The sequence below is a fragment of the Chelatococcus sp. KU-N122 genome, assembly GCF_055391085.1.
On the sequence record NZ_AP043981.1, the window covers coordinates 4,342,082 to 4,362,332 of the forward strand.

Here is a 20,251-nt window from a genome sequence, read left to right on the forward strand (position 1 = left end):
CCCCAGGAAGGTGACGAAACCGAGTCCGAATGCGCCCGTTTTGCGCCGCCAATGTCGCTATTGCAGCAACAATCGAAATCGCCGCCGTCCGAACCTGTGCATAAAATCGAGGCGCGTTGCAAAAGCCGCTCGCCGTACCAATGTACGCTTTGAAATTGACAGCCGGAGCCGGGTCCCTAGAATAGAGGTAGTGCCGCCCCCCGCTGGGCGGCACTTTGATTTTTGGGGATTTCGCTGGCCGCAAGGCCGTCCGAATTCACGCCGCTGCGGAGCGCTTGCCGTTTGCGTGGGGCCACGCGGCCGGGACGAAGCACTCCAGATTCGATGTGCTGGAGCGTCCATGCGCCCGGATGACGCCATCCGGGCGGGAGCCGCCACCCAGCCGCGGACGGCGGCTTCGACATGCGGATCGGCTCTTGCGAACATCAGCCGATTGAACCGAAGTGATCCCGCATGAGGAGATCCGACCCGTGACCTCGCCGCTTCTGCCGACCTTTGCGCGCGCCGATCTGCAATTCGACCGGGGAGAGGGCTTGTGGCTCGTCACGCGTGACGGCGAACGATATCTCGACTTCGGCGCCGGCGTTGCGGTGAACTCGCTTGGTCATGCCCATCCTCACCTGGTCGAGGCGCTGACCACCCAGGCCACCAAGGTCTGGCATACGTCGAACTTGTATCGGATCCCCGAGGGCGAGCGCCTGGCGCAGCGGCTGGTGGACGCCACCTTCGCCGACCGCGTGTTCTTCACCAATTCGGGCGCCGAGGCGCTGGAATGCGCCATCAAGATGGCGCGCAAGTATCATGCGGCCAACGGCGAGCCCGGGCGCTACCGCATCATCACCTTCGAGGGGGCGTTCCACGGCCGCACGCTGGCCACCATAGCGGCCGGCGGTCAGGCCAAATACCTGGAGGGTTTCGGCCCCAAGGTCGACGGCTTCGATCAGGTGCCGCTGACCGATGACGACGCGCTCAAGGCCGCGATCGGGCCGGAGACGGCGGCCATCCTGATCGAGCCGATCCAGGGCGAGGGCGGCGTCCGCGTGGTCGATCCGGCCAAGCTGAAGGCGCTGCGCGCCCTGTGCGACCAGCATGGGCTGCTGCTGATCTTCGACGAGGTGCAGACCGGCGTGGGCCGGACGGGCAAGCTCTTCGCCTACGAATGGTCCGGCGTCGCGCCGGACATCATGGGCATCGCCAAGGGCATCGGCGGCGGCTTCCCGCTCGGTGCCTGCCTGTCGACCGAAGAGGCGGGCAAGGGGATGACCGCTGGCGTGCACGGCACCACCTTCGGCGGCAATCCCCTGGCCATGGCGGTCGGCAACGCGGTGCTCGACGTGATCCTGGCGCCGGGCTTTCTGGAGCACGTGCGCGCCATGGGCCTGCTGCTGAAGCAGCGGCTCGCGGAGATCAAGGACCGCTTCTCGTCGCTCATCGTCGAGGTGCGCGGCGAGGGCCTCATGCTCGGACTGAAGATGAACGTTCCCAACACGGATTTCATCGCGGCGGCGCAGAAGCAGCATCTGCTGCTGATCGGCGCGGGCGAGAACACCGTCCGTCTGCTGCCGCCGCTCATCATCGGCGAGGCCGAGGTCGCCGATGGGATCGAGCGGATCGCGGCCGCGGCGCGGCAGCTCGAGACGGACCTGCGGGGCGAGAGGCGGGGAGCAGCCTGATGAGCCCCAGCAAGAAGGCCGTCATGAACGGGGGCGGCGCCCGGTACGCCGGCGAGCAGGCTCGTCACTTCCTGGACCTCGCCGATTTCACCGGCGCGGAACTGCGGGTCGTGCTCGACGCCAGCGCGCGCCTCAAGGCCAGCCGTCGCAAAGGCGAGCCGCCGCTGAGCCGGCCGCTGGTGGGCAAGACGCTGGCCATGATCTTCGACAAGCCGTCGACCCGCACGCGTGTGTCGTTCGATCTCGCCATGCGCGAGCTCGGCGGCGACGCCATCATGCTGACAGGGGCGGAGATGCAGCTCGGGCGGGGGGAATCGATCGCCGATACCGCGCGGGTCATGTCACGCTACGTGGACGCCATGATGATCCGCATCCTCGACCACGATGCCATGCTGGAGCTGGCCCGGCACGCCACCGTGCCGGTGATCAACGGGCTCACCAAGTGCTCGCATCCCTGCCAGATCATGGCCGACGTGCTGACGTTCGAGGAGCACCGGGGGCGGATCGAAGGCCGCAAGGTGGCCTGGTCGGGTGATGCCAACAATGTGTTGGCCTCGTGGATTCAGGCCGCCGCACGGTTCGATTTCGAGCTCGCCATCGCCACGCCGCCCGAGCTCAGGCCGAGCGACGAGCTGCTGGCCCTGGCCGATGGGCGCGTCTCGCTGACGACCGATCCGTTCGAGGCCGTAAAGGGCGCCGAGGCCGTCGTCACCGACTGCTGGGTGTCGATGGGCGACGAAGACGAAGGCCGCCGGCACAATTTGCTCAGGCCCTACCAGGTCAATGCCAAGCTCATGGCCTCGGCGGCCGAGGGCGCCATCTTCATGCACTGCCTGCCCGCCCATCGCGGCGAGGAGGTGACCGACGAGGTGATGGACGGCAGCCAGTCGGTGGTCTTCGACGAGGCCGAGAACCGGCTGCACGCCCAGAAGGGCATCCTGGCCTGGTGCCTGGGGGCCGTCGAGGGATGAGCGGCGGCAACCGCCCGTCCGTGTCGGAGGGATCGGACGCGCCGGCGAGGCTCGGGAACGACGAGGCCCATGCCGGCGACGACCGTGTCCTGCCGTTCGCCATCGAAGGGCTCGACGTGCGCGGGCGCGTCGTGAAGCTCGGTATGGCCGTTGACCGGATCCTCGGCCGTCACAAGTACCCTCCGCCGGTCTCGCGCGTGCTGGGCGAGGCCACGGCACTCACCGTCCTGCTCGGCGCCTCGCTCAAGCTCGAGGGCCGCTTCCAGCTGCAAACCCGGTCCGACGGTCCGATCGACATGATCGTCGTCGATTTCGATGCACCGGACCGCGTGCGGGCCTGCGCCCGCTTCGACGCCGGGCGGTTGGAGCAGGCGACGGCGGATCATGCGCTCGATACGGGGGCGCTGCTCGGCAACGGCCACCTGGCCATGACCATCGATCAGGGCAGCGAGGCCAGCCGCTATCAGGGCATCGTCGCCCTGGAGGGCCAGAACCTCGAGGACGCGGCCCACCACTACTTCAGCCAGTCGGAGCAGATCCCGACCCGCATTCGCCTGGCGGTCGGTGAAGAAATGGTGCCCGGCGAAGATGGCGGCCATTTCCGTGCCGGCGGCCTGATGGTGCAGTTCATGCCCAAGGCGGAGGACCAGCTGCGCCGCGCCGACCTGCCGCCGGGCGATGCGCCGCCCGGTGCGGGCGGCGAAGACGCGATGCTGGACGAGGAGGACGATGCCTGGACCGAGGCGCGGCTCTTGGTCGAGACGACCGAGGATCACGAGCTGATCGATCCGACGGTGTCGAGCGAGGGCCTGCTGTTCCGCCTGTTCCACGAGCGCGGGGTCCGCGTGTTCACGGCCCAGAACGTCCATGAGGCGTGCCAATGCTCGCGCGAGCGCATCATGGGCATGCTCACGCGCTTCAGCCAGCAGGAGCGGCGCGACATGGTGGGTGACGACGGCCGCATCGGCGTGACCTGCGAATTTTGCTCACGCCACTACGATCTCGATCCGGTCGAGGTCGAGCGCGAGGTCAGCGCTGCCTCGCGCTGAGACGGACCTTTGACGGCTGGGCCGGTTCTTCCGGCCCAGCGTCACTGCCGGCTGATCTCGTCGGCCAGCCGGCGCAGGAACAGCTCCCCCGCGTTCAGATCCGCCAGCGTGATGAACTCGTCCGCCTGGTGGGCCTGGTCGATCGATCCCGGTCCGCAGACGACCGTGGGGATGCCTGCATTCTGGAAGTGTCCCGCCTCGGTCGCGTAGGACACCGTGATGGTGCGGTTGCTGCCGGCAAGCCGCAACGCCAGTGCCTCCGCCGGCGAGCCCGGCCGAGGCGCAAGGTGCGGGACGGCCACTTCGCAGATCGTTTCGATCGTTGCGTCGGGCGCGCCGCGTCGCATCCGCTTCAGGACGACATCGGTTGCGAAGCGGTCGAGCTCGGTCACCACCGCCTCGTGCGTGCGTCCGGGCAAGCCGCGAAACTCCCACAGGAACTGGCATTGGGGAGCGAGGATGTTGCGCGCCACGCCGCCGGACACCACGCCCACGTGAACAGTGCTGTAGGGCGGATCGAAGCGGCCGCTCGGATCGCCCTCTTCCATCAGCCGTTCCTGGATGTGCACCAGCGCCGCGATAAGCTCGCCGGCGGCCATGACTGCACTGGCACCGAGGGCAGGACGGGAGGAGTGGCCAGCCTGGCCGACCACCGTGGTCCTTAGCGAAACCACCGATTTGTGCGCGTCGGTCACGTGCAGGCTGGTCGGTTCTCCCACGATCGCCATGCCCGGCGTCGGCAGATCCCGGCCCATGCGGGCGATGCCGTCGACCACGCCGAGGCAGGTGATCTCCTCGTCATAGGACAGGAAGAGGTGGATCGGGATGGTGAGCGGCGTCGCCAGAAAATCCGGGACGAGGGCGAGCGCGGTGGCGACGAACCCCTTCATGTCGACGGCCCCGCGGCCGTAGGCTCTGCCGTCGGCGACCCGGAGCGTGTAAGGGTCGCTCGTCCAGACCTGGCCCGCGACGGGCACCACGTCGGTGTGGCCGGACAACACGACGCCGCCGTCCGCGGTCGGTCCGATCGTGGCGAAGAGCGCCGCCTTGTCGCCGGTCGCGTTGGGGATGCGGATCGCGTTGACGCCCCACGTCCGTAGATAATCCTCGACGAAATCGATCAGGGCCAGGTTGGACGTGGCGCTTTCCGTGGGGAACGCGACCAGCCGCTCGAGCATCGCCAGCGGAGTGTAGCGCGGGCCGGCCATGGGCGTGTCAGTGAACGACACGGGTCACATAGGGGCTGTCGAGCGGAAACAGTGGAATGTCGACGGGGAAGGTCTCACCTTCGCGATTCTCCATGAAATAGTGGCCGCTCATGGTGCCGTCCGGCGTCGAGAGCGGGCAGCCGCTTGTATAGGTGAAGCTGTGGCCGGGCAGGATCAGAGGCTCTTCGCCGACGACCCCCGGGCCGTTCACCTCCTGCATCGAGCCGCGACCGTCGATGATCTTCCATTGCCGCGTTCGCAGCTGCACCACTTCGATGCCGAGGTTGGCGATCTCGACCGTGTAGGCCCAGAAGAACCGGGCCTGGTCGGGCGACGATTGCTCTTCCAGGAATTGCGGGGTGACGGTTACCTGGATGCCGCGGGTCACTGCCCTGTACATGGCGAGGCTCCATCGCATGGGTGACGCGTCGCCAGCGATTCGTAGGGTGTTATGCGGCACCGCGTCAACGCAGAAGGTGGCTCGATCGAAAGATGACGTGATCGGTGCGCGTGCGGCCGAGCAAGGTCCATGCCGCGCGCTTGTCAGATCGGGATGAAGGTAATAAATCCTAGGCGCTTGGCTCGTGAACCCGGGAGTGGGTCCATCATGCTGTCGCACGACCAGATCTGGCGGGCGGTCGATGCGCTGGCGGAGCGCTACGGCCTGTCGCCATCGGGGCTCGCGCGGCGCTCGGGTCTGGATCCGACCACCTTCAATCGCTCGAAGCGCTCGGCGGCGGGCGGGCGTCTGCGCTGGCCGTCGACGGAGTCGATCGCCAAGGTGCTCGAGGCGACCGGCGCCAGCCTCGACGAATTCGTGGCGCTCGTCGCAGGACGGGCGCCGGACGACGCGGCCGCCGACGGCGCCCGGTCGGCGCGCGGATCTAAGCAGCGCGTGCCGTCGCCGCGTCCGCAGCCCGCCGTGCCCCTCGTGGGCTTGGCCCATATGGCGTCTGGCGATGCTTTCGACGGCGGCTACCCGCGCGATGCCGGCCTTGACGAGGTCAGCTTCCCAGGCCAGCTGTCCGGACGCCTGTTTGGGCTCAAGGTGTCAGGTCCGTCGCTGCTGCCGCTCTATCGTGACGGCGACATCATCGTGGTCGCGCCGGACGCGCGCCTGCGCAAGGGCGATCGTGTGGTGGTGCGGATGCGGGCCGGCGCAGTGGCGGCCAGCGAACTGGCCAGGCGTACGGCGCTCGCCGTGGAGCTCCGCTCGCTCGATCCGGCGCAGCCCGCGCGCATCCTGCCGCTGAACGACATCGACTGGATGGCGCGCATCATCTGGGCGCGGCATTAAAGCATCGGACCCAAAGCCGGCCTTGCACTTTTTGGGTCCGATGCTCTCGGCGGCTCCGCTTCAGCGGACGCCGAGAAGCTCCACGTCGAAGATCAGCGTGGCATTGGGCGGAATGACGCCGCCGGCGCCGCGGGCCCCGTAGCCCTGGTCCGGCGGAATGACCAGCGTGCGCCGGCCGCCCACCTTCATGCCGGCGACGCCGTTGTCCCAGCCGGCGATGACCTGGCCGTTGCCGAGCGAGAAGGAGAACGGTTGGCCGCGGTCGCGCGAGCTGTCGAACTTGGCGCCCGGCTTGCCGCCGGCGTCGAGCCAGCCGGTATAATGCACGGAGACGGTCTGGCCCGCCTTGGCCTCGGCGCCGGTGCCGACGACGTCGTCCTTGTACTTGAGGCCCGTGGGGGTGGTGACGTAGGTCTGCGCCGATGCGGTCATTGTCATTGCCATGAAAGCGGTTGCGACGAGGGTGAACAGGTGGCGTTTCATTGCCGTGTTTCCTTCTGGGCAGGGGAGCCGGCGCGGCCGGCCAGAAAGGCGCCGTGCGCGGCGATCAGTCCGCCGGACAGGCCCTGGGCGATGAGCGCACGGGTTTCGGCGAGCCCGAGAATGGCGGCGAAGGAGCCGAAACGCGGCCCGCGCTCCTCGCCGAGCAGGATCTGATAGAGGGCGTTGAACCAGGCGTTCGACACGCCCGGCCGCTCCTGCGTCGCGCCCTTGGCCTTGAAGTCCTGGTAACGCGGCACCGTGCGGCCGACGTCGTAGACGACATCCTGGATCGCCTCGGCGCTGGCGTCGGCCGGCAGCCCGGCGAGCTTGTCCGCGAGCTGTTCGAGCGCGCGCCGCTCCTGGTCGTCTGCCGGCCGGTAGGCTTTGGCCGGCTTCACGAAGTCCTGGAAGTAGCGGACCGCGTAGCCCACCAGCGTGTCGAGCCGCGGGTGGGTCTGGGGGGTGGCATCCGGTGCGTAGCGCCTCAGGAAGGCCCAGAGCCCCTCCTTGCTTTCCGCGTTGGCGACCGTGGCCAGATTGAGCAGCAGCGAGAACGAGATCTGTGCCGGCTTGGCGCCGCGCCCGGCCGCATCGGGATGGGTCAGCACCTCGGGGGCGGGCGGGTTGCCGGCGTGGATGTGCCACACCGGGTTCGACAACCGCTGCTTGGCATCCTGGCGCGTGTAGGCGTCGAGGAAGCTGCCGTACTCGTCGACGGTGCGCGGGATCACGTCGAAGTGGAGCCGCTTGGCCTCGCGCGGCTTGGCGTACATGAACAGGGCCAGGCTCTCGGGCGTGCCGTAAGCCAGCCACTCCTCGATGGTGAGGCCGTTGCCCTTCGACTTGGAGATCTTCTGGCCCTGCTCATCGAGGAAGAGCTCGTAGTTGAAGCCCTCGGGCGGCTGGGCGCCCAGGGCGCGCGCGATCTGGCCCGACAGCTTGACCGAGTCGATCAGATCCTTGCCGGCCATCTCGTAGTCGACGCCGAGCGCCACCCAGCGCATGGCCCAGTCGGGCTTCCATTGTAGCTTGGCGTGGCCGCCGGTCACCGGCGTCTCGTAGCGCTCGCCGCTCTCCGGATCGCGCCAGACGAGCGTGCCTGCGTCGCGCTTCACCTCGTCGATCGGCACCTGCATGACGTGCCCGGTGACCGGATGGATGGGCAGGAACGGCGAGTAGGATTGGGCCCGCTCCTGGCGCAGCGACGGCAGCATGATGGCCATCACCTCGTCGTAGCGGTCGAGCATCAGCCTCAGCGTGGGGTCGAACAGGCCCGACGTGTAGCACTCGGTCGCCGACATGAAGGTGTAGTCGAAGCCGAAGGCGTCGAGGAAGGCGCGCAGCCGCGCGTTGTTGTGCTCGCCAAAGCTCGGGTGAGTCCCGAACGGGTCGGGCACGCCGGTGAGCGGCTTGTGCAGATGGGCGGCGAGCAACTCGCGATTGGGCACGTTGTCCGGCACCTTGCGCAGGCCGTCCATGTCGTCGGAAAAGGCGATCAGCCGCGTCGGGATGGCATCGCCGGTGAGCAGGCGGAAGGCCTGTCTGACCATCGAGGTGCGCGCCACCTCGCCGAAGGTGCCGATGTGCGGCAGGCCGGACGGGCCATAGCCGGTCTCGAACAGGACGTGGTCCTTGCCGCTCGCGGCTAGAGCATTTCGCCATTGGATAGGGTCATCCAATGGCGAAATGCTCACAACCTTTTGAGTCGGGAGCGCTTCTCCTGCGATTGGGTCGGTCCTCCCAATCGCAAAGCGCTCCAGCCGCGCCACCAGCTTGCGCGCCTCTTCGAACGGCCATGCCGACGATGTCTGGGCAGCTTCGACGAGCTGCGGGTCGATCTCAGAAAGCGTCATGAGTCCAGGGCTTGGATCGTTCGGCAGCCCGCTTGCGGTGAGCGGGCGCACGATCGAGGATGCACGGGAGCGCTGTGGCGCACGGTTGCGTCCTCAATGTGGCTTGGGCGCCGGTGCGTCAACCGGCTCAATAGAAGCTGATCGGGAAATAACGCAGATAGAGATCGGCGTAGGTGCCGTCATCCCACAAGGACTGCAAGGCGTAGTCCAGCGCCCGCTGGAGCTGCAGGTCGTCGCCGCGGACGACGAAGCCGACGCCCTCGCCGAAGAAGCGCTGCGAAAGGTAGGGGCCGCCGCTGAAGCCGCAGCATCCCTCGGCGCTGCGCCCGCCAAGCCAGATGGCGAGCGTCATGCCGTCGCCGAACAGATAGTCCACGTGGCCCGCCTTCAGCGCCGCTTCGGCAGCCGCGACATCCGGGAACGGCGTGATCCTGGCACCGTCGAAGAAGGCCTTGAGATAGGCTTCATGGGCCGAGCCCTGCACCACGCCGACCGCGTGCGCGGCCAGACTTTTCATGCTGGGCTCGGGCAATCCGGACTTGTCGCGCACGGCGAAGCGTGCCGGTGTGCGGTGGTAAGGCCGGGTGACGGAAAAGCGGTCCAGCAGCGCCGGCGTGATCGGGATCGCGGCGGCGATCGCATCGCCGCGCTTCTCATCCAGAGCCGCGAGCAGCGTATCGAAGCGCCGCGCCTGGATGGTGCAGGCGATCTTGAGCTTGTCGCAGGCGGCGCGGGCGAGGTCGACGGAGAAGCCCACAGGCCGGCCGTCGGGATTGGCGAAGTGGAGGGGCGGGAAATCGTCGTCGGTCAGGAAGCGGATCGTTCTGATGCCGGTCAGATCGGGCTTGTCGATCCGCGACTTCGGATCCCAGAAGTTGGGAATGGCGACGGCCTCGGCCGCGAAGCCGGTTCCCGTGGCCAGGAGCGCGGCCGCCAGCGCGAAAGCCGGCCGCCGCAGCCATCGAAACCTGTTCATCCTGTGCCTGCGCAATCGCGGCTCCGATCGGGACACCTGCCCGCGGCAGTCGTTGGAGGACGGATGGCAGCGCCCGGTCCGGCCGTCCATTGCATCAAGAGAGATAGCGCTGGTACTCGGCGGCTGCTTCCGCGGGCGGGCGCTTGAGGTTGAAGCCGCCGACGAAGCGGCCGGAGCGATCCATGAGATAGACCAGCGCGGTGTGGTCCATGGTGTAGTCGCCATCCTTCAAGGGAACCTTGCGGGCATAGACCCGGTAGGCCTTGGCCACGGCGTCGATCGCCTCCTGCGAGCCGCTCAGCCCGACGATACGCGGATCGAAGCTGCCCAGGTAGCTCTTCATCACCTCCGGTGTGTCGCGCTCCGGATCGACGGTGACGAACAGGACCTTGGCCTTGGCCGACGGCCCCAGGGCCCGCAGCATCTCGGAGGCGTCGTACAGCGTCGTCGGGCAGACGTCCGGGCAATGGGTGAAGCCGAAGAAGACGAGGAACGGCTCGCCGCGCAGGCTGGCGTCGCTCACGGTCTTGCCGTCCTGGTCGGTGAGGGTGAAGGGGCCGCCGACGCCGCCGCCGGCCGACGAGGGGTTCTGCGCCATCACGTAAAAGAGAAGGCCGCCCAGCATCATCAGGCCGAGCACGAAAATGGCGAGCGGAAGGGCGATGCGCCGCTGGGTCAGGGTCGACATGGGGCGAACGATCCTCCGACGGGCGGGCTCCGGTGCGAATGCAGGCCAGCCCTGGCATAGGCCGATGAAGCGCCGCACACTAGCCGGCAGTTGGGCCAAATTGGAGCATCGCGGGTCCGGCCTGCGGTGCCGTATCGTCGCATCGCCGAGCGCCCGATCCGCCGGAGCGGATGGTTCCATCCGATCAGATAGGTGCTCAGGTGCGCCAGCGCACGTGAACCATTCCCGCTTAAGATTACCTCGTGGTTAACGCCGCGAAGGCAGACGACCATGTCGCGCCATTCCATCGTCCCAGCGCCTCACATCCCGGCTACCGCATGGGGCGGCGCGATCGCCATGCTGATCGCGGCCGCCTGCGCCGCGGCGGTCGCGAGCCTCACAGCCAACGTTGCCGCGGTTCTCAGCCAAGGCGTCGCCGATCTCCTGGTCGCCTTGCTCTGAGGCGGCGGCTCCGGCGTGCCCTTGCGAGTATTCGCCTGCGGCGTTTGACGGGCGTGGCGGTTCGTGGTCTCTCCCGCGCGAACGGAGGCCGAGCCCATGCAGATGCCCGCAGCGGACACAACCCAGGCGATCAGGGCGGCGATCGCCGAGAAGCCCGACGGCGTGCTGGAAGCCCTGGCCGATACCCATGGGGTGCCGCTGCAGACCGTGTTCGATTGTCTGCCGTCCGGGCAGGCGGTGGCCGTCCAAGGCGCGCACTTCGAGCCCGTGTGGGCCGATCTGGTGGAGTGGGGCACCATCACGTTCATCGTTCACACCAAAGACGGGGTGTTCGAGACCCGTGGCACCATTCCGCCGGGCAGCTTCGGCCGCGGCTACTTCAATATCCACGGTGACAGCCCCATCGGCGGGCACCTGCGGGCCGACCGGTGTGCGGCGATCTATTTCGTCGACCGTCCGTTCTTCGGCCGTCGCTCCTGCTCCGTCGTCTTCGTCAACGGCGAGGGCGAGGCCATGTTCAAGGTGTTCGTCGGCCGCAACGCCGAACGAGAGCTCGATCCTGTCCAGGTTGAACGCTTCGAAGCGCTGCGGCTGCGACTCGGCTGACGCTGGAGCGATGGACGCTCCGATGAAACCGGAGCGGCCGCTCTAGCTCTTTAGTCTTAAATACCGGATTTCTACCAAGGCCGGCGTCCACTTTCGGGTCCGACGCGTCCAGCCTGCTCCGATCGGACGGAATCGTCCGATCGCATAGACACGCTCCAACCCTTTGAATCCGGGGTGCTTCTCTTGCGAAGGGGCGCGTCTATCCGGGCGCGGAGCGCTCCGCGCCCAAGCGGCTCGCCGGCGCCTCGTGCAGTCCGCGCGAGTCGACCGGCGCCCGGGCCTCAAACCAGGCTCAGATAGGCCTTGACACCCGCATTTTTCTGAATTGGGCGTCGTGACTACGACGATATGGCCGTGTCCGTACAGACACTTTGCCCCGGAAAAACCAAATTTGCACATTTTTTGTGCATATGCATGAACAAAAACGCGGGATCGCACGTTTAAATGCGTTGCTGCGCCGCCCAACTGCGAGTGCAATGGCCGCTGAGGGCTAAAGTCGCAGAGTGACGCACAAGGGCTTGCGTCCCCGTATCTGATGCCGACGTATATTGCAAGAGTGATACGCAGAGGCGCCATGTTCGAAGAATCGCTGTTCAACTCGTACGCTCGCGCCTTCGAGGCGCGGCGCGCGACGGAAATGACGCTTTCGGAGTACCTGGAGGCGTGCCGTGATGACCCGCTGCTTTACGCCAATGCCGCGGAGCGTCTGCTGGCCGCCATGGGGGAGCCGGAGCTGATCGACACGGCCAGGGATGCGCGCCTTGGTCGCATTTTCCTGAACCGGACCATCCGTGTCTACCCGGCCTTCACGGGCTTCTACGGCATGGAGGAGACGATCGAGCGGATCGTCTCGTTCTTCCGGCACGCGGCGCAGGGCCTGGAGGAGCGCAAGCAGATCCTCTACCTGCTCGGGCCTGTCGGCGGCGGTAAATCCTCGCTGGCCGAGCGGCTGAAGTCGCTCATGGAAGTGCACCCGATCTACGTGCTGAAAGCGGGCGACGAGCTCAGCCCGGTGTTCGAGAGCCCGCTGAGCCTGTTCGATCCGGTGAGCATGGGGCCGATGATCGAGGAGCGCTTCGGCATCCCGGCGCGGCGCCTGACCGGGCTGATGAGCCCCTGGTGCCTCAAGCGCATCGAGGCCTTCGACGGGGACATCTCGCGCTTCCGCGTGGCCAAGATCCAGCCCTCGCGCCTGCGCCAGGTCGCCATTGCCAAGACCGAGCCCGGCGACGAGAACAATCAGGACATCTCCTCGCTCGTCGGCAAGGTGGACATCCGCAAGCTGGAGAGCCTGGCCCAGAACGACCCCGACGCCTACAGCTACTCGGGCGGCCTCAATCGCGCCAACCAGGGCATCCTCGAGTTCGTCGAGATGTTCAAGGCGCCGATCAAGATGCTGCACCCGCTGCTGACGGCGACGCAGGAGGGCAATTACATCGGCACCGAGAACATCGGCGCCATCCCCTTCTCGGGCATCATCCTGGCGCACTCCAACGAAGCCGAATGGAAGAGCTTCAAGGGCAACAAGAACAACGAGGCGTTCCTCGACCGCATCTGCGTCGTCAAGGTGCCCTACTGCCTGCGGGTCACCGAGGAGCAGAAGATCTACGAGAAGCTGATCACCGGCTCGGAGCTCAGCGAGGCGCCCTGCGCGCCGGCGACGTTGGAGATCCTGGCGCGCTTCTCGGTGCTGTCGCGGCTCGCCAAGCACGAGAACTCGACACCGTTCGCCAAGATGCGCGTCTACGACGGCGAGAGCCTGAAGGAGACGGATCCGAAGGCGCGCAGCGTGCAGGAGTATCGCGACGCGGCGGGCGTGGACGAGGGCATGGACGGGGTCTCGACCCGGTTCGCCTTCAAGGTGCTGGCGGCGACGTTCAATCACGACACGACCGAGGTCGGCGCCGATCCCGTGCACCTGATGTACGTGCTCGAGCAGGCCATCCGCCGCGAACAGCTCCGCGACGAGACCGAGAAGCAATACATCGAATTCATCAAGAGCGAGCTTGCGCCGCGCTACGCGGAGTTCATCGGGCACGAGATTCAGAAGGCTTATCTGGAATCCTATTCCGACTACGGTCAGAACCTGTTCGATCGCTACGTCGACTACGCCGACGCCTGGATCGAGGACGTCGACTTCAAGGATCCGGATACGGGGCAGCTGCTCGACCGGGAGCTGCTCAATCAGGAGTTGACGAAGGTCGAAAAGCCGGCCGGGATCGCCAACCCCAAGGATTTCCGAAACGAGATCGTCAAATTCTGCCTGCGCGCCCGAGCCAACAATTCCGGCCGCAATCCGAGTTGGACCAGCTACGAAAAGATCCGGGAGGTCATTGAAAAGCGTATGTTCTCGCAGGTCGAGGATCTGCTGCCCGTGATCTCCTTCGGGTCCAAGAAGGATGGTGAAACGGAAAAGAAGCATGGCGAGTTCGTCGAGCGCATGACGTCGCGCGGCTACACCGAGCGGCAGGTCCGGCGCCTCGTCGAATGGTACATGCGGGTGAAGCAGGCCGGCTGAGCAATAGAGAGCGGGAATGCACATTGTCGACCGGCGTTTGAATCCAGGCGGTAAAAGCCTGGAGAATCGTCAGAAGTTCCTGCGGCGGGCCAAGGCGCTGGTGCAGCGTGCTGTCGCCAAGTCCGCCCAGGGCCGCAATATCCAGGACATCCTGGAGGGCGGCGAGATCAGCATCCCCCTGGACGGATTGGAGGAGCCGCGGTTTCACCGCGGCGCCAAAGGGGTTCGCGAGCACATCCTGCCCGGTAACAAGCACTTCATCGAGGGCGACACCATTCCCCGTCCCGACGGGGGAGGCGGGGACCCGCGGGAGGGCGGCAGCGGGGAGGGGGAGGACGCCTTTCGCTTCATCCTGAGCCGGGACGAGTTCCTGGACCTGTTTCTCGACGATCTGGAGCTGCCCGATCTGGCGAAGCGGCGGCTGGCCAACGCCGACCAGGTCAAGCCTGTGCGTGCCGGCTATGCCGTCGTCGGCTCCCCCGCCAATATCGCCGTGAACCGCACCATGCGGCTCGCCATGATGCGGCGGGTGGCGCTGCATCGCCCCAAGCAGGACACCCTGGCGCGGCTCAGCGCCGAGATCGCCGATTGCGACGACGACGAGCGCCGTTCGACGCTGGAGGCCGAGATCAAGGCGCTGCAGGCGAAGGTGCGGCGCATTCCCTACATCGATCCGATCGACATCCGCTACCGCTACTTCGAGAACGAGCCGAAGCCGGTGGCACAGGCGGTCATGTTCTGCCTCATGGACGTGTCCAGCTCCATGTCGGAGCACATGAAGGATCTCGCCAAGCGCTTCTACATGCTGCTCTATATCTTTCTCGTCCGGCAGTACCGCCAGGTCGAGATCGTCTTCATCCGCCATACCGACCGGGCCGAGGAGGTGGACGAGGACACCTTCTTCCACAGCCCGGCGACCGGCGGCACGCAGGTCTCCAGCGCCCTACGGGCGATGCAGCAGGTCGTGGCCGAGCGCTATCCGCCGGCCGACTGGAACATCTACGCCGCGCAGGCCTCGGATGGCGACAACTCGTACTCGGACGGGGCGGCGACCGAGCAGTTGATGAACGATGTGATCCTGCCGGTCTGCCAGTACTTCGCCTACCTGGAGGTCGACGAGATGGGCAGCTCGCCGGTGTCCGGTTCGGCGTTGTGGACGCTCTACGAACGCATCAATGCGCGCTGGCCGCTGCTGTCGCTGCGTCGGGTCTGCAGCCGGACCGAGATCTATCCGGTGTTCCACGACCTATTTCAGCGCCGCGCGGCATAAACGGGTTCCGAGGGGGCTGCCATATGGCCATCACGAGCATGGACCGGCTTTTTCAGGGGGCCGACTGGGATTTTGCCACGCTGCAGCGCATCTACGATGCCTGCCACACGGTGGCCGTCTCCGAGCTCGGTCTCGACACCTACCCCAATCAGATCGAGGTGATCACGGCGGAGCAGATGCTCGACGCCTATTCCTCGATCGGCATGCCGCTGTTCTACAAGCATTGGTCGTTCGGCAAGCATTTCGCGCATCAGCACGCCTTCTACCGCAAGGGCCTGATGGGGCTCGCCTACGAGATCGTCATCAACAGCTCGCCCTGCATCTCCTACCTCATGGAGGAGAACACGGCGACGATGCACACGCTGGTCATCGCGCATGCCGCGTTCGGGCATAACCACTTCTTCAAGAACAACTACCTGTTCAAGCTGTGGACCGATGCCGAAGGCATCCTCGACTATCTGGATTTCGCCAAGAACTACGTCGCACGCTGCGAGGAGCGTTACGGACCGGCCGCGGTGGAGCGGACGCTCGACGCGGCGCACGCGCTGATGTCCCATGGCGTTCACCGTTATGCCGGCAAGAAGAAGCTGGATCTGCGCCAGGAAGAGCGGCGTGAGCGCGACCGGCAGGCCCACAACGAGCGGATCTTCAACGATCTCTGGCGCACCGTCCCGTCCAGCACGGCGAGGGCGACGGCCGACCCCGAGCTGGAGCGTCGCCGCGCCCTGTCCGGCCTGCCTCAGGAGAACATCCTCTACTTCCTGGAGAAAGCGGCGCCGCGGCTGGCCCCCTGGCAGCGGGAGCTGCTGCGCATCGTCAGGCATGTCGCGCAGTACTTCTATCCGCAGGGGCAGACCAAGGTCATGAACGAAGGGACGGCGACCTACGTCCATTATCGCGTCATGAACCGCCTGCACGACCTGGGCGCCATCGGCGACGGCGATTTTCTCGAGTTCCTGAAGGCGCACACCAACGTCGTCTTCCAGCCGGGCTACGACGATCCGCGCTATTCCGGCCTGAACCCGTACGCCCTCGGCTTTGCGATGATGCAGGATATCGAGCGGATCGTGACGCAGCCGGAAGACGAGGACCGGGAGTGGTTCCCCGACATCGCCGGCACCGGCGACGCGATGGCGGTGCTGCGCGACCTGTGGGCGAACTACCGGGACGAAAGTTTCGTCGGCCAGTTTCTCAGCCCGCATCTGATGCGGCGCATGCGCATGTTCCATCTCAACGACGATCCGGCCGACACGTCGGGCATGAAGATCAAGTCGATCCACGACGAACGCGGCTATCGGCGCATCCGCCGCCAGCTGTCGCGCCAGTACGACGTCGGCTGGATCGACGCGCATATCGAGATCGTGGACGTCGATCTGGCGGGCGACCGGCGGCTCATCCTGCGCCACACCGTGGTGAACGGCGGCCTGCTCGCCGAGATCGACTTGAAGCGCGTGCTCCAGCACCTCGCCGATCTCTGGAGTTACGACGTGCTGCTGCGCGAGGTGGACGGGTCCGACACGGTGCTCAAGGAGCATCTCGTCAGCCCGCGCCGGGCGGCGCTGGCCGCCTGACCGGCGGCTGCATCCCGCTCACGACGGCTTCAGCAGCTCGCCCAGCTCGTTCTTCTTGACCTTGCCGGTCGCGGTCATCGGCAAGGCGCCGACGAAGCGCACCTCGGGCGTCTTGAAGCTCGCCATGCGCTCGCGGCACCAGCTCTCCATGGCGTGGGCGTCGGCGCCGGCGGCCAGCTCCGGCTTGAGCAGAACGAAGGCGACTGGCACCTGGCCGCGCTCCGCATCCGGCCGCGGCACGACGCCGCTCGCGGCCACCGCCGGGTGCTGGCCGAGGATGGCCTCGATCTCGCCGGGAAACACGCTCATGCCCTTGACCTTGATCATCTCCTTGCGGCGGCCCAGGAAGAACAGGTAGCCCTGGGCGTCGATCAGCCCGATGTCGCCCGTATGCAGCCAGCCATCGCGCAAGGCGTCCCGCGTCGCCTCGGGCTTGTTCCAGTACCCCTTGAGCAGGGAGGGCGAGCGGCAGCATATCTCGCCTTCGGTGCCGAGCGGGACGAGGGCGCCGGTGTCGAAGTCGCAGATCTTGAACTGGGTGCCGGGGACCGGCAGCCCGACGAAGGTCGGCCGTGATTTGAGGTCGAAGTCGTCGTCCTGCATGCCCGTCGTGAAGGTGTCGGAGGTCTGCGTCTCCGTCATGCCCCAGGCGGACTCGGCCAGCGTCGTGCCGACCATCCGCTGCCAGCGGCGGCGGTCGTCGATGGTCAGCTTCTTGACGAACGAGACGACCCTGACATTGACCAGCGAGCTCAGGTCGAAATCCTGGAAGCGGGGATGGTCCATGATCTCCAGGGCGCCATCCACCGGCATCGCCGTCGCCGTCACCCGATAGCGCTGGATGGCGGACATCACCGTGATCGGGTCCCATCGCGCCAGCAGCACCAGCGTGGCGCCGCTGTACACCGGAAAGACGAGGCAGCTATTCTCGCCGGCCATCCAGAATTCCGGAAAGAAACTCAGCGAGATGGTGCCTTCGGGCGGAGCCGCCAGCGAGGTGTTGGCGGCGACCGTGTAGATCATGTCGCGCTGGGTGTGGACGCAGCCCTTGGGCAGCCCGGTGGTGCCGCCGGTGTAGTTGAGCGCGGCGATATCGTCGAGCGTGGCGCCGGCGGCATAGGACGGGTTGTCGATGGTCGCGAGCGCCGGCATCAGGTCGATGGCATCGGGGCACTCGACCCTGGGAGCGCGCACCGCGGCCGGCGCCGGGATCGACGGCTCGGCCGGGACGACGTCGGCGAAGCTGGTCACGAAGATCTCGCGGATCCCGGTTTCGGCGAGCACCTGGCGCACGATCGGCATCAGCTGATCCTGCGCCAGGATGACCTGCGAGCCGCAATCCTGGACCTGGTAGGCGAGCTCGAACGCCTTCGACAGCGGGCTCACCGGGCAGTGCACGGCGCCGAGCTTGAGGATGCCGAAGAAGGCGACGTGGAACTGCGGGCAGTTCGGCAGGTACACCGAGACGCGATCGCCCTTTCTGACGCCGCGCTGGGCGAGCAGGGCGGCAAAGCGGTCGCTGAGCTCGTCGAGCTCGCGATAGGTCATTACCGCGCCGTAGAAGATGACCGCCGGCTTGTCGGGACGCGTGCGGGCCCATATCCCCAGATAGTCCGTCAGGGGCCTTTCCCCATGCGTGTAGGTGATGTCCCTGCGGAGTCCCTTGGGCCAGGCCTTGGCGTAGAGGGCTTGGAGCTCGTCGAGGTAGGTGGTCTCGTCGATAGGCTGTGGCGCGGCCATGGGGGAACTCGTCAGCGTGACACGGGCGGGAGCGTCACGAGCATGACATGTTGTCGCCGTCGCGCCAGCTGCGCGCGGGGAATGGGCGCCTTGCGTCGGGAGAAAGAGGCGGCCGCCGATGATGGGCCGGCCGTCACGGACTTGGCGCTGCACCATCGGCGCGCGACAGCGCTCACGATGATGGATGCAGCGAGTCCGCGGCACAGGCATGCCACTGGTACTGGTAGCCGGACTGTCTCCGTTTGCCGTAGCACCAGCCGGCCCGGTCGATCTGGCGTCCGACGGCGTCCCGCTGGTCGCAGGCGCGCATGGTCCTGGGGTCGTCACCGCTGCCGCCGCGGCACTGGCTGTTGAGCCTGGACCACGTCGCGATCAGCTCGGCGGGGCGGGGGGCGGCCTGGGCCGCCGCGGGCGACAGGGTCAGCGCGCATAGCGCGCAGGCGACAACACCATGTCTCATCGGGATCCTCCTGACTGGCCGGAACGGACTATGCGGGACGCAGAAGCAGTCTTGCGCGGATGGGACGCTACGACGGGAACAGCTGTCTCAACCGCTGCCAGAGACCGGTGCGCCGCTGCGGGCTCAGAAGGTCGTAGCCATCGTCGATCGCGCGCCGCATGGCGATCTTGTGCGCCTCGCGCAGAGCGTCATATGTCTTCTTGACGGTCTCAGCGTCCGGCGCGTCGTTCTTGTTCTCGACCAGGAGATCTTGTGTATACTTGGATGGTAATGCGCGAACGTCAAAATCCTGGCCACCTCCTTCGGCCTGGTGGTTGGGTCCCAGTGCGTACCAGTAGGTGAGCGCGCGAGCGCCCTTCCAGCTGTGGTAGACCTTGACGCCCTTGTGGCTGAGGACGAGCTTCGATTTGTATCCGCCGGGCATTGCTGACCTGTGCGAGGACGGGTTTGGGTGCCTAATGCTCTCGCCGCCAGCGTAGCGCGGGAACATGTCAGTGCGTCGTCGCTGCCCCATGGCCATATTCGTGGACGGCGCCACGGCTCATGGATGCTGCGAAGGCATGGGCTGGGCGGGTCAGGCCGCCTGCTCCGGGAAGTAACGTTTGAGGACCCGGCGTCTGTAACGGTGCATCTTGAAATAGCTGTCGTCCACCTCGTGGCTGAGCTCGGGGTAGATTTCGGCCACGGGTGGGCCCTGTACGCCCCCGCCCGGGATGATCTCGTATCTGAAGTCGACAACTATCTTTGTCAGCAGCTTGCGTTGCGCCTCGATGTTTCGCTTGTATTGCGCGACGGTGGAGCGAACGTCGGAATCCTTGGCGAGGACGACATATCGGTCTTCGACCGGCAGGGCGGCAATGTAGTCGAGAAGGATGTCTTCGTCCGGAGCGAACGTTGATCGTCCCTGGCTGGTTGGCCGCTCGGCCGGGGTCACGTCGAACAAGTCGCCTTCCGGATCCTGCCACACCGCATGGCGGCTGGCGCGGATGTAGACGTTCGGAACATATTCCAGCATCCACCCCGGCACGAGCTCGCCGCCATGGGCGGCGATCGCGTCGGTCACGTTGTGATAGCAGCGATGGAGCGCCCCTCCGTCGACGCGCTCGAGGCTGAGCAATTCCCTGTGACCGATGCATGCCAACGCGTCACCGATCTGCTCGTGGTCGAGCGGAAGGTCGAGCGACGGCAGCGTAACGGCCCCTTCAGCGGCGCCCACCCTCCGCTTCACGCTGTCGAGAACGACATTCTCGGACGCGAGGGCAAGCGAAACGCCGAAGCTGCGGTCGACAGAGTTCAGCAACTGTTGGTTCCTTCGGTTCTCAGGCGCAACGAGCCCAACCCACACGTCTATAGCCGCATTTTTCCGTTCCCTTGAGTCACACCCCGTCAGGCGAGTTACCCACCGCCCGGCCTAGCCCGCCAGCCAGGCGCTCAGCAGGGCAAGGCA

19 protein-coding genes are annotated in these 20,251 nt (G+C 66.5%); 9 read left to right on the forward strand and 10 right to left on the reverse strand.

The window, feature by feature from the left end; genetic code table 11:
* Positions 1–470 precede the first annotated feature (470 nt).
* Genes ACZ5PO_RS19550 through ACZ5PO_RS19560 form a run of 3 tightly spaced genes read left to right on the forward strand, consistent with a single transcriptional unit; the run spans position 471 to position 3,693 of the window.
* Positions 471–1,673 carry an acetylornithine transaminase gene (locus ACZ5PO_RS19550; RefSeq protein ID WP_464196473.1) on the forward strand — a complete coding sequence of 401 codons (1,203 nt, stop codon included), beginning with the start codon at positions 471–473 and terminating at the stop codon, positions 1,671–1,673.
* Positions 1,674–1,696: 23 nt separating this feature from the next.
* The gene (gene argF, locus ACZ5PO_RS19555) at positions 1,697–2,644 is read left to right on the forward strand and encodes an ornithine carbamoyltransferase (RefSeq protein WP_464196930.1); all 948 of its coding nucleotides are present in this window, start codon (positions 1,697–1,699) and stop codon (positions 2,642–2,644) included.
* Entirely contained in the window at positions 2,641–3,693 is a 1,053-nt protein-coding gene (locus tag ACZ5PO_RS19560) for an Hsp33 family molecular chaperone (RefSeq protein ID WP_464196475.1), read from the forward strand. The genes argF and ACZ5PO_RS19560 overlap by 4 nt, the downstream gene beginning before the upstream one ends.
* 41 nt (positions 3,694–3,734) lie before the next feature.
* On the opposite strand, the gene argE is transcribed toward ACZ5PO_RS19560, so the two are convergent.
* Both argE and apaG read right to left on the reverse strand, forming a co-directional pair.
* Complete coding sequence (gene argE, locus ACZ5PO_RS19565; RefSeq protein ID WP_464196477.1) at positions 3,735–4,901, reverse strand: acetylornithine deacetylase; 1,167 nt, start codon at positions 4,899–4,901, stop codon at positions 3,735–3,737.
* A gap of 7 nt (positions 4,902–4,908) precedes the next feature.
* On the reverse strand, positions 4,909–5,301 hold the full coding sequence (apaG, locus tag ACZ5PO_RS19570) for a Co2+/Mg2+ efflux protein ApaG (protein WP_464196479.1): 393 nt from the start codon (positions 5,299–5,301) through the stop codon (positions 4,909–4,911).
* 207 nt (positions 5,302–5,508) lie between these two features.
* On the opposite strand from apaG, the gene ACZ5PO_RS19575 reads away from it, so the two are divergent.
* On the forward strand, positions 5,509–6,198 hold the full coding sequence (locus tag ACZ5PO_RS19575; RefSeq protein ID WP_464196932.1) for a S24 family peptidase: 690 nt from the start codon (positions 5,509–5,511) through the stop codon (positions 6,196–6,198).
* 60 nt (positions 6,199–6,258) lie between these two features.
* Here the strand turns inward: ACZ5PO_RS19575 and ACZ5PO_RS19580 are convergent, their stop codons facing one another.
* From ACZ5PO_RS19580 to ACZ5PO_RS19595, 4 genes are all read right to left on the reverse strand, one after another.
* Positions 6,259–6,681: an FKBP-type peptidyl-prolyl cis-trans isomerase gene (locus tag ACZ5PO_RS19580; RefSeq protein ID WP_464196481.1), complete on the reverse strand. Its 423-nt coding sequence runs from the start codon at positions 6,679–6,681 to the stop codon at positions 6,259–6,261.
* Positions 6,678–8,534, reverse strand: coding sequence for a lysine--tRNA ligase (locus tag ACZ5PO_RS19585; protein WP_464196483.1), 1,857 nt, complete (start codon positions 8,532–8,534; stop codon positions 6,678–6,680). The genes ACZ5PO_RS19580 and ACZ5PO_RS19585 overlap by 4 nt, the downstream gene beginning before the upstream one ends.
* A 127-nt stretch (positions 8,535–8,661) precedes the next feature.
* Positions 8,662–9,510: a transporter substrate-binding domain-containing protein gene (locus ACZ5PO_RS19590; protein ID WP_464196485.1), complete on the reverse strand. Its 849-nt coding sequence runs from the start codon at positions 9,508–9,510 to the stop codon at positions 8,662–8,664.
* A gap of 94 nt (positions 9,511–9,604) precedes the next feature.
* On the reverse strand, positions 9,605–10,198 hold the full coding sequence (locus ACZ5PO_RS19595) for an SCO family protein (RefSeq protein ID WP_464196487.1): 594 nt from the start codon (positions 10,196–10,198) through the stop codon (positions 9,605–9,607).
* 270 nt (positions 10,199–10,468) lie between these two features.
* Between ACZ5PO_RS19595 and ACZ5PO_RS19600 the strand changes: the two genes are divergently transcribed.
* From ACZ5PO_RS19600 to ACZ5PO_RS19620, 5 genes are all read left to right on the forward strand, one after another.
* Positions 10,469–10,639, forward strand: coding sequence for a hypothetical protein (locus ACZ5PO_RS19600; RefSeq protein ID WP_464196489.1), 171 nt, complete (start codon positions 10,469–10,471; stop codon positions 10,637–10,639).
* Positions 10,640–10,735: 96 nt separating this feature from the next.
* A complete protein-coding gene (gene hutX / locus ACZ5PO_RS19605) occupies positions 10,736–11,245 on the forward strand; it encodes a heme utilization cystosolic carrier protein HutX (protein WP_464196491.1) in 510 nt (169 codons plus the stop codon).
* Between the two features lie 574 nt (positions 11,246–11,819).
* Positions 11,820–13,763: a PrkA family serine protein kinase gene (locus tag ACZ5PO_RS19610; RefSeq protein WP_464196493.1), complete on the forward strand. Its 1,944-nt coding sequence runs from the start codon at positions 11,820–11,822 to the stop codon at positions 13,761–13,763.
* A 16-nt stretch (positions 13,764–13,779) separates the two neighbouring features.
* The gene (locus ACZ5PO_RS19615) at positions 13,780–15,033 is read left to right on the forward strand and encodes a YeaH/YhbH family protein (RefSeq protein WP_464196495.1); all 1,254 of its coding nucleotides are present in this window, start codon (positions 13,780–13,782) and stop codon (positions 15,031–15,033) included.
* Between the two features lie 23 nt (positions 15,034–15,056).
* A complete protein-coding gene (locus ACZ5PO_RS19620; RefSeq protein WP_464196497.1) occupies positions 15,057–16,604 on the forward strand; it encodes a SpoVR family protein in 1,548 nt (515 codons plus the stop codon).
* An 18-nt stretch (positions 16,605–16,622) separates the two neighbouring features.
* Here the strand turns inward: ACZ5PO_RS19620 and ACZ5PO_RS19625 are convergent, their stop codons facing one another.
* From ACZ5PO_RS19625 to ACZ5PO_RS19640, 4 genes are all read right to left on the reverse strand, one after another.
* Positions 16,623–18,344, reverse strand: coding sequence for an AMP-binding protein (locus ACZ5PO_RS19625; RefSeq protein ID WP_464196499.1), 1,722 nt, complete (start codon positions 18,342–18,344; stop codon positions 16,623–16,625).
* Positions 18,345–18,516: 172 nt separating this feature from the next.
* Positions 18,517–18,804, reverse strand: a complete 288-nt coding sequence (locus ACZ5PO_RS19630) for a hypothetical protein (RefSeq protein ID WP_464196501.1) — start codon at positions 18,802–18,804, stop codon at positions 18,517–18,519.
* Positions 18,805–18,871: 67 nt separating this feature from the next.
* Positions 18,872–19,228, reverse strand: coding sequence for a hypothetical protein (locus ACZ5PO_RS19635; RefSeq protein WP_464196503.1), 357 nt, complete (start codon positions 19,226–19,228; stop codon positions 18,872–18,874).
* 150 nt (positions 19,229–19,378) lie between these two features.
* A complete protein-coding gene (locus ACZ5PO_RS19640; RefSeq protein ID WP_464196505.1) occupies positions 19,379–20,104 on the reverse strand; it encodes a hypothetical protein in 726 nt (241 codons plus the stop codon).
* Positions 20,105–20,251 lie beyond the last annotated feature (147 nt).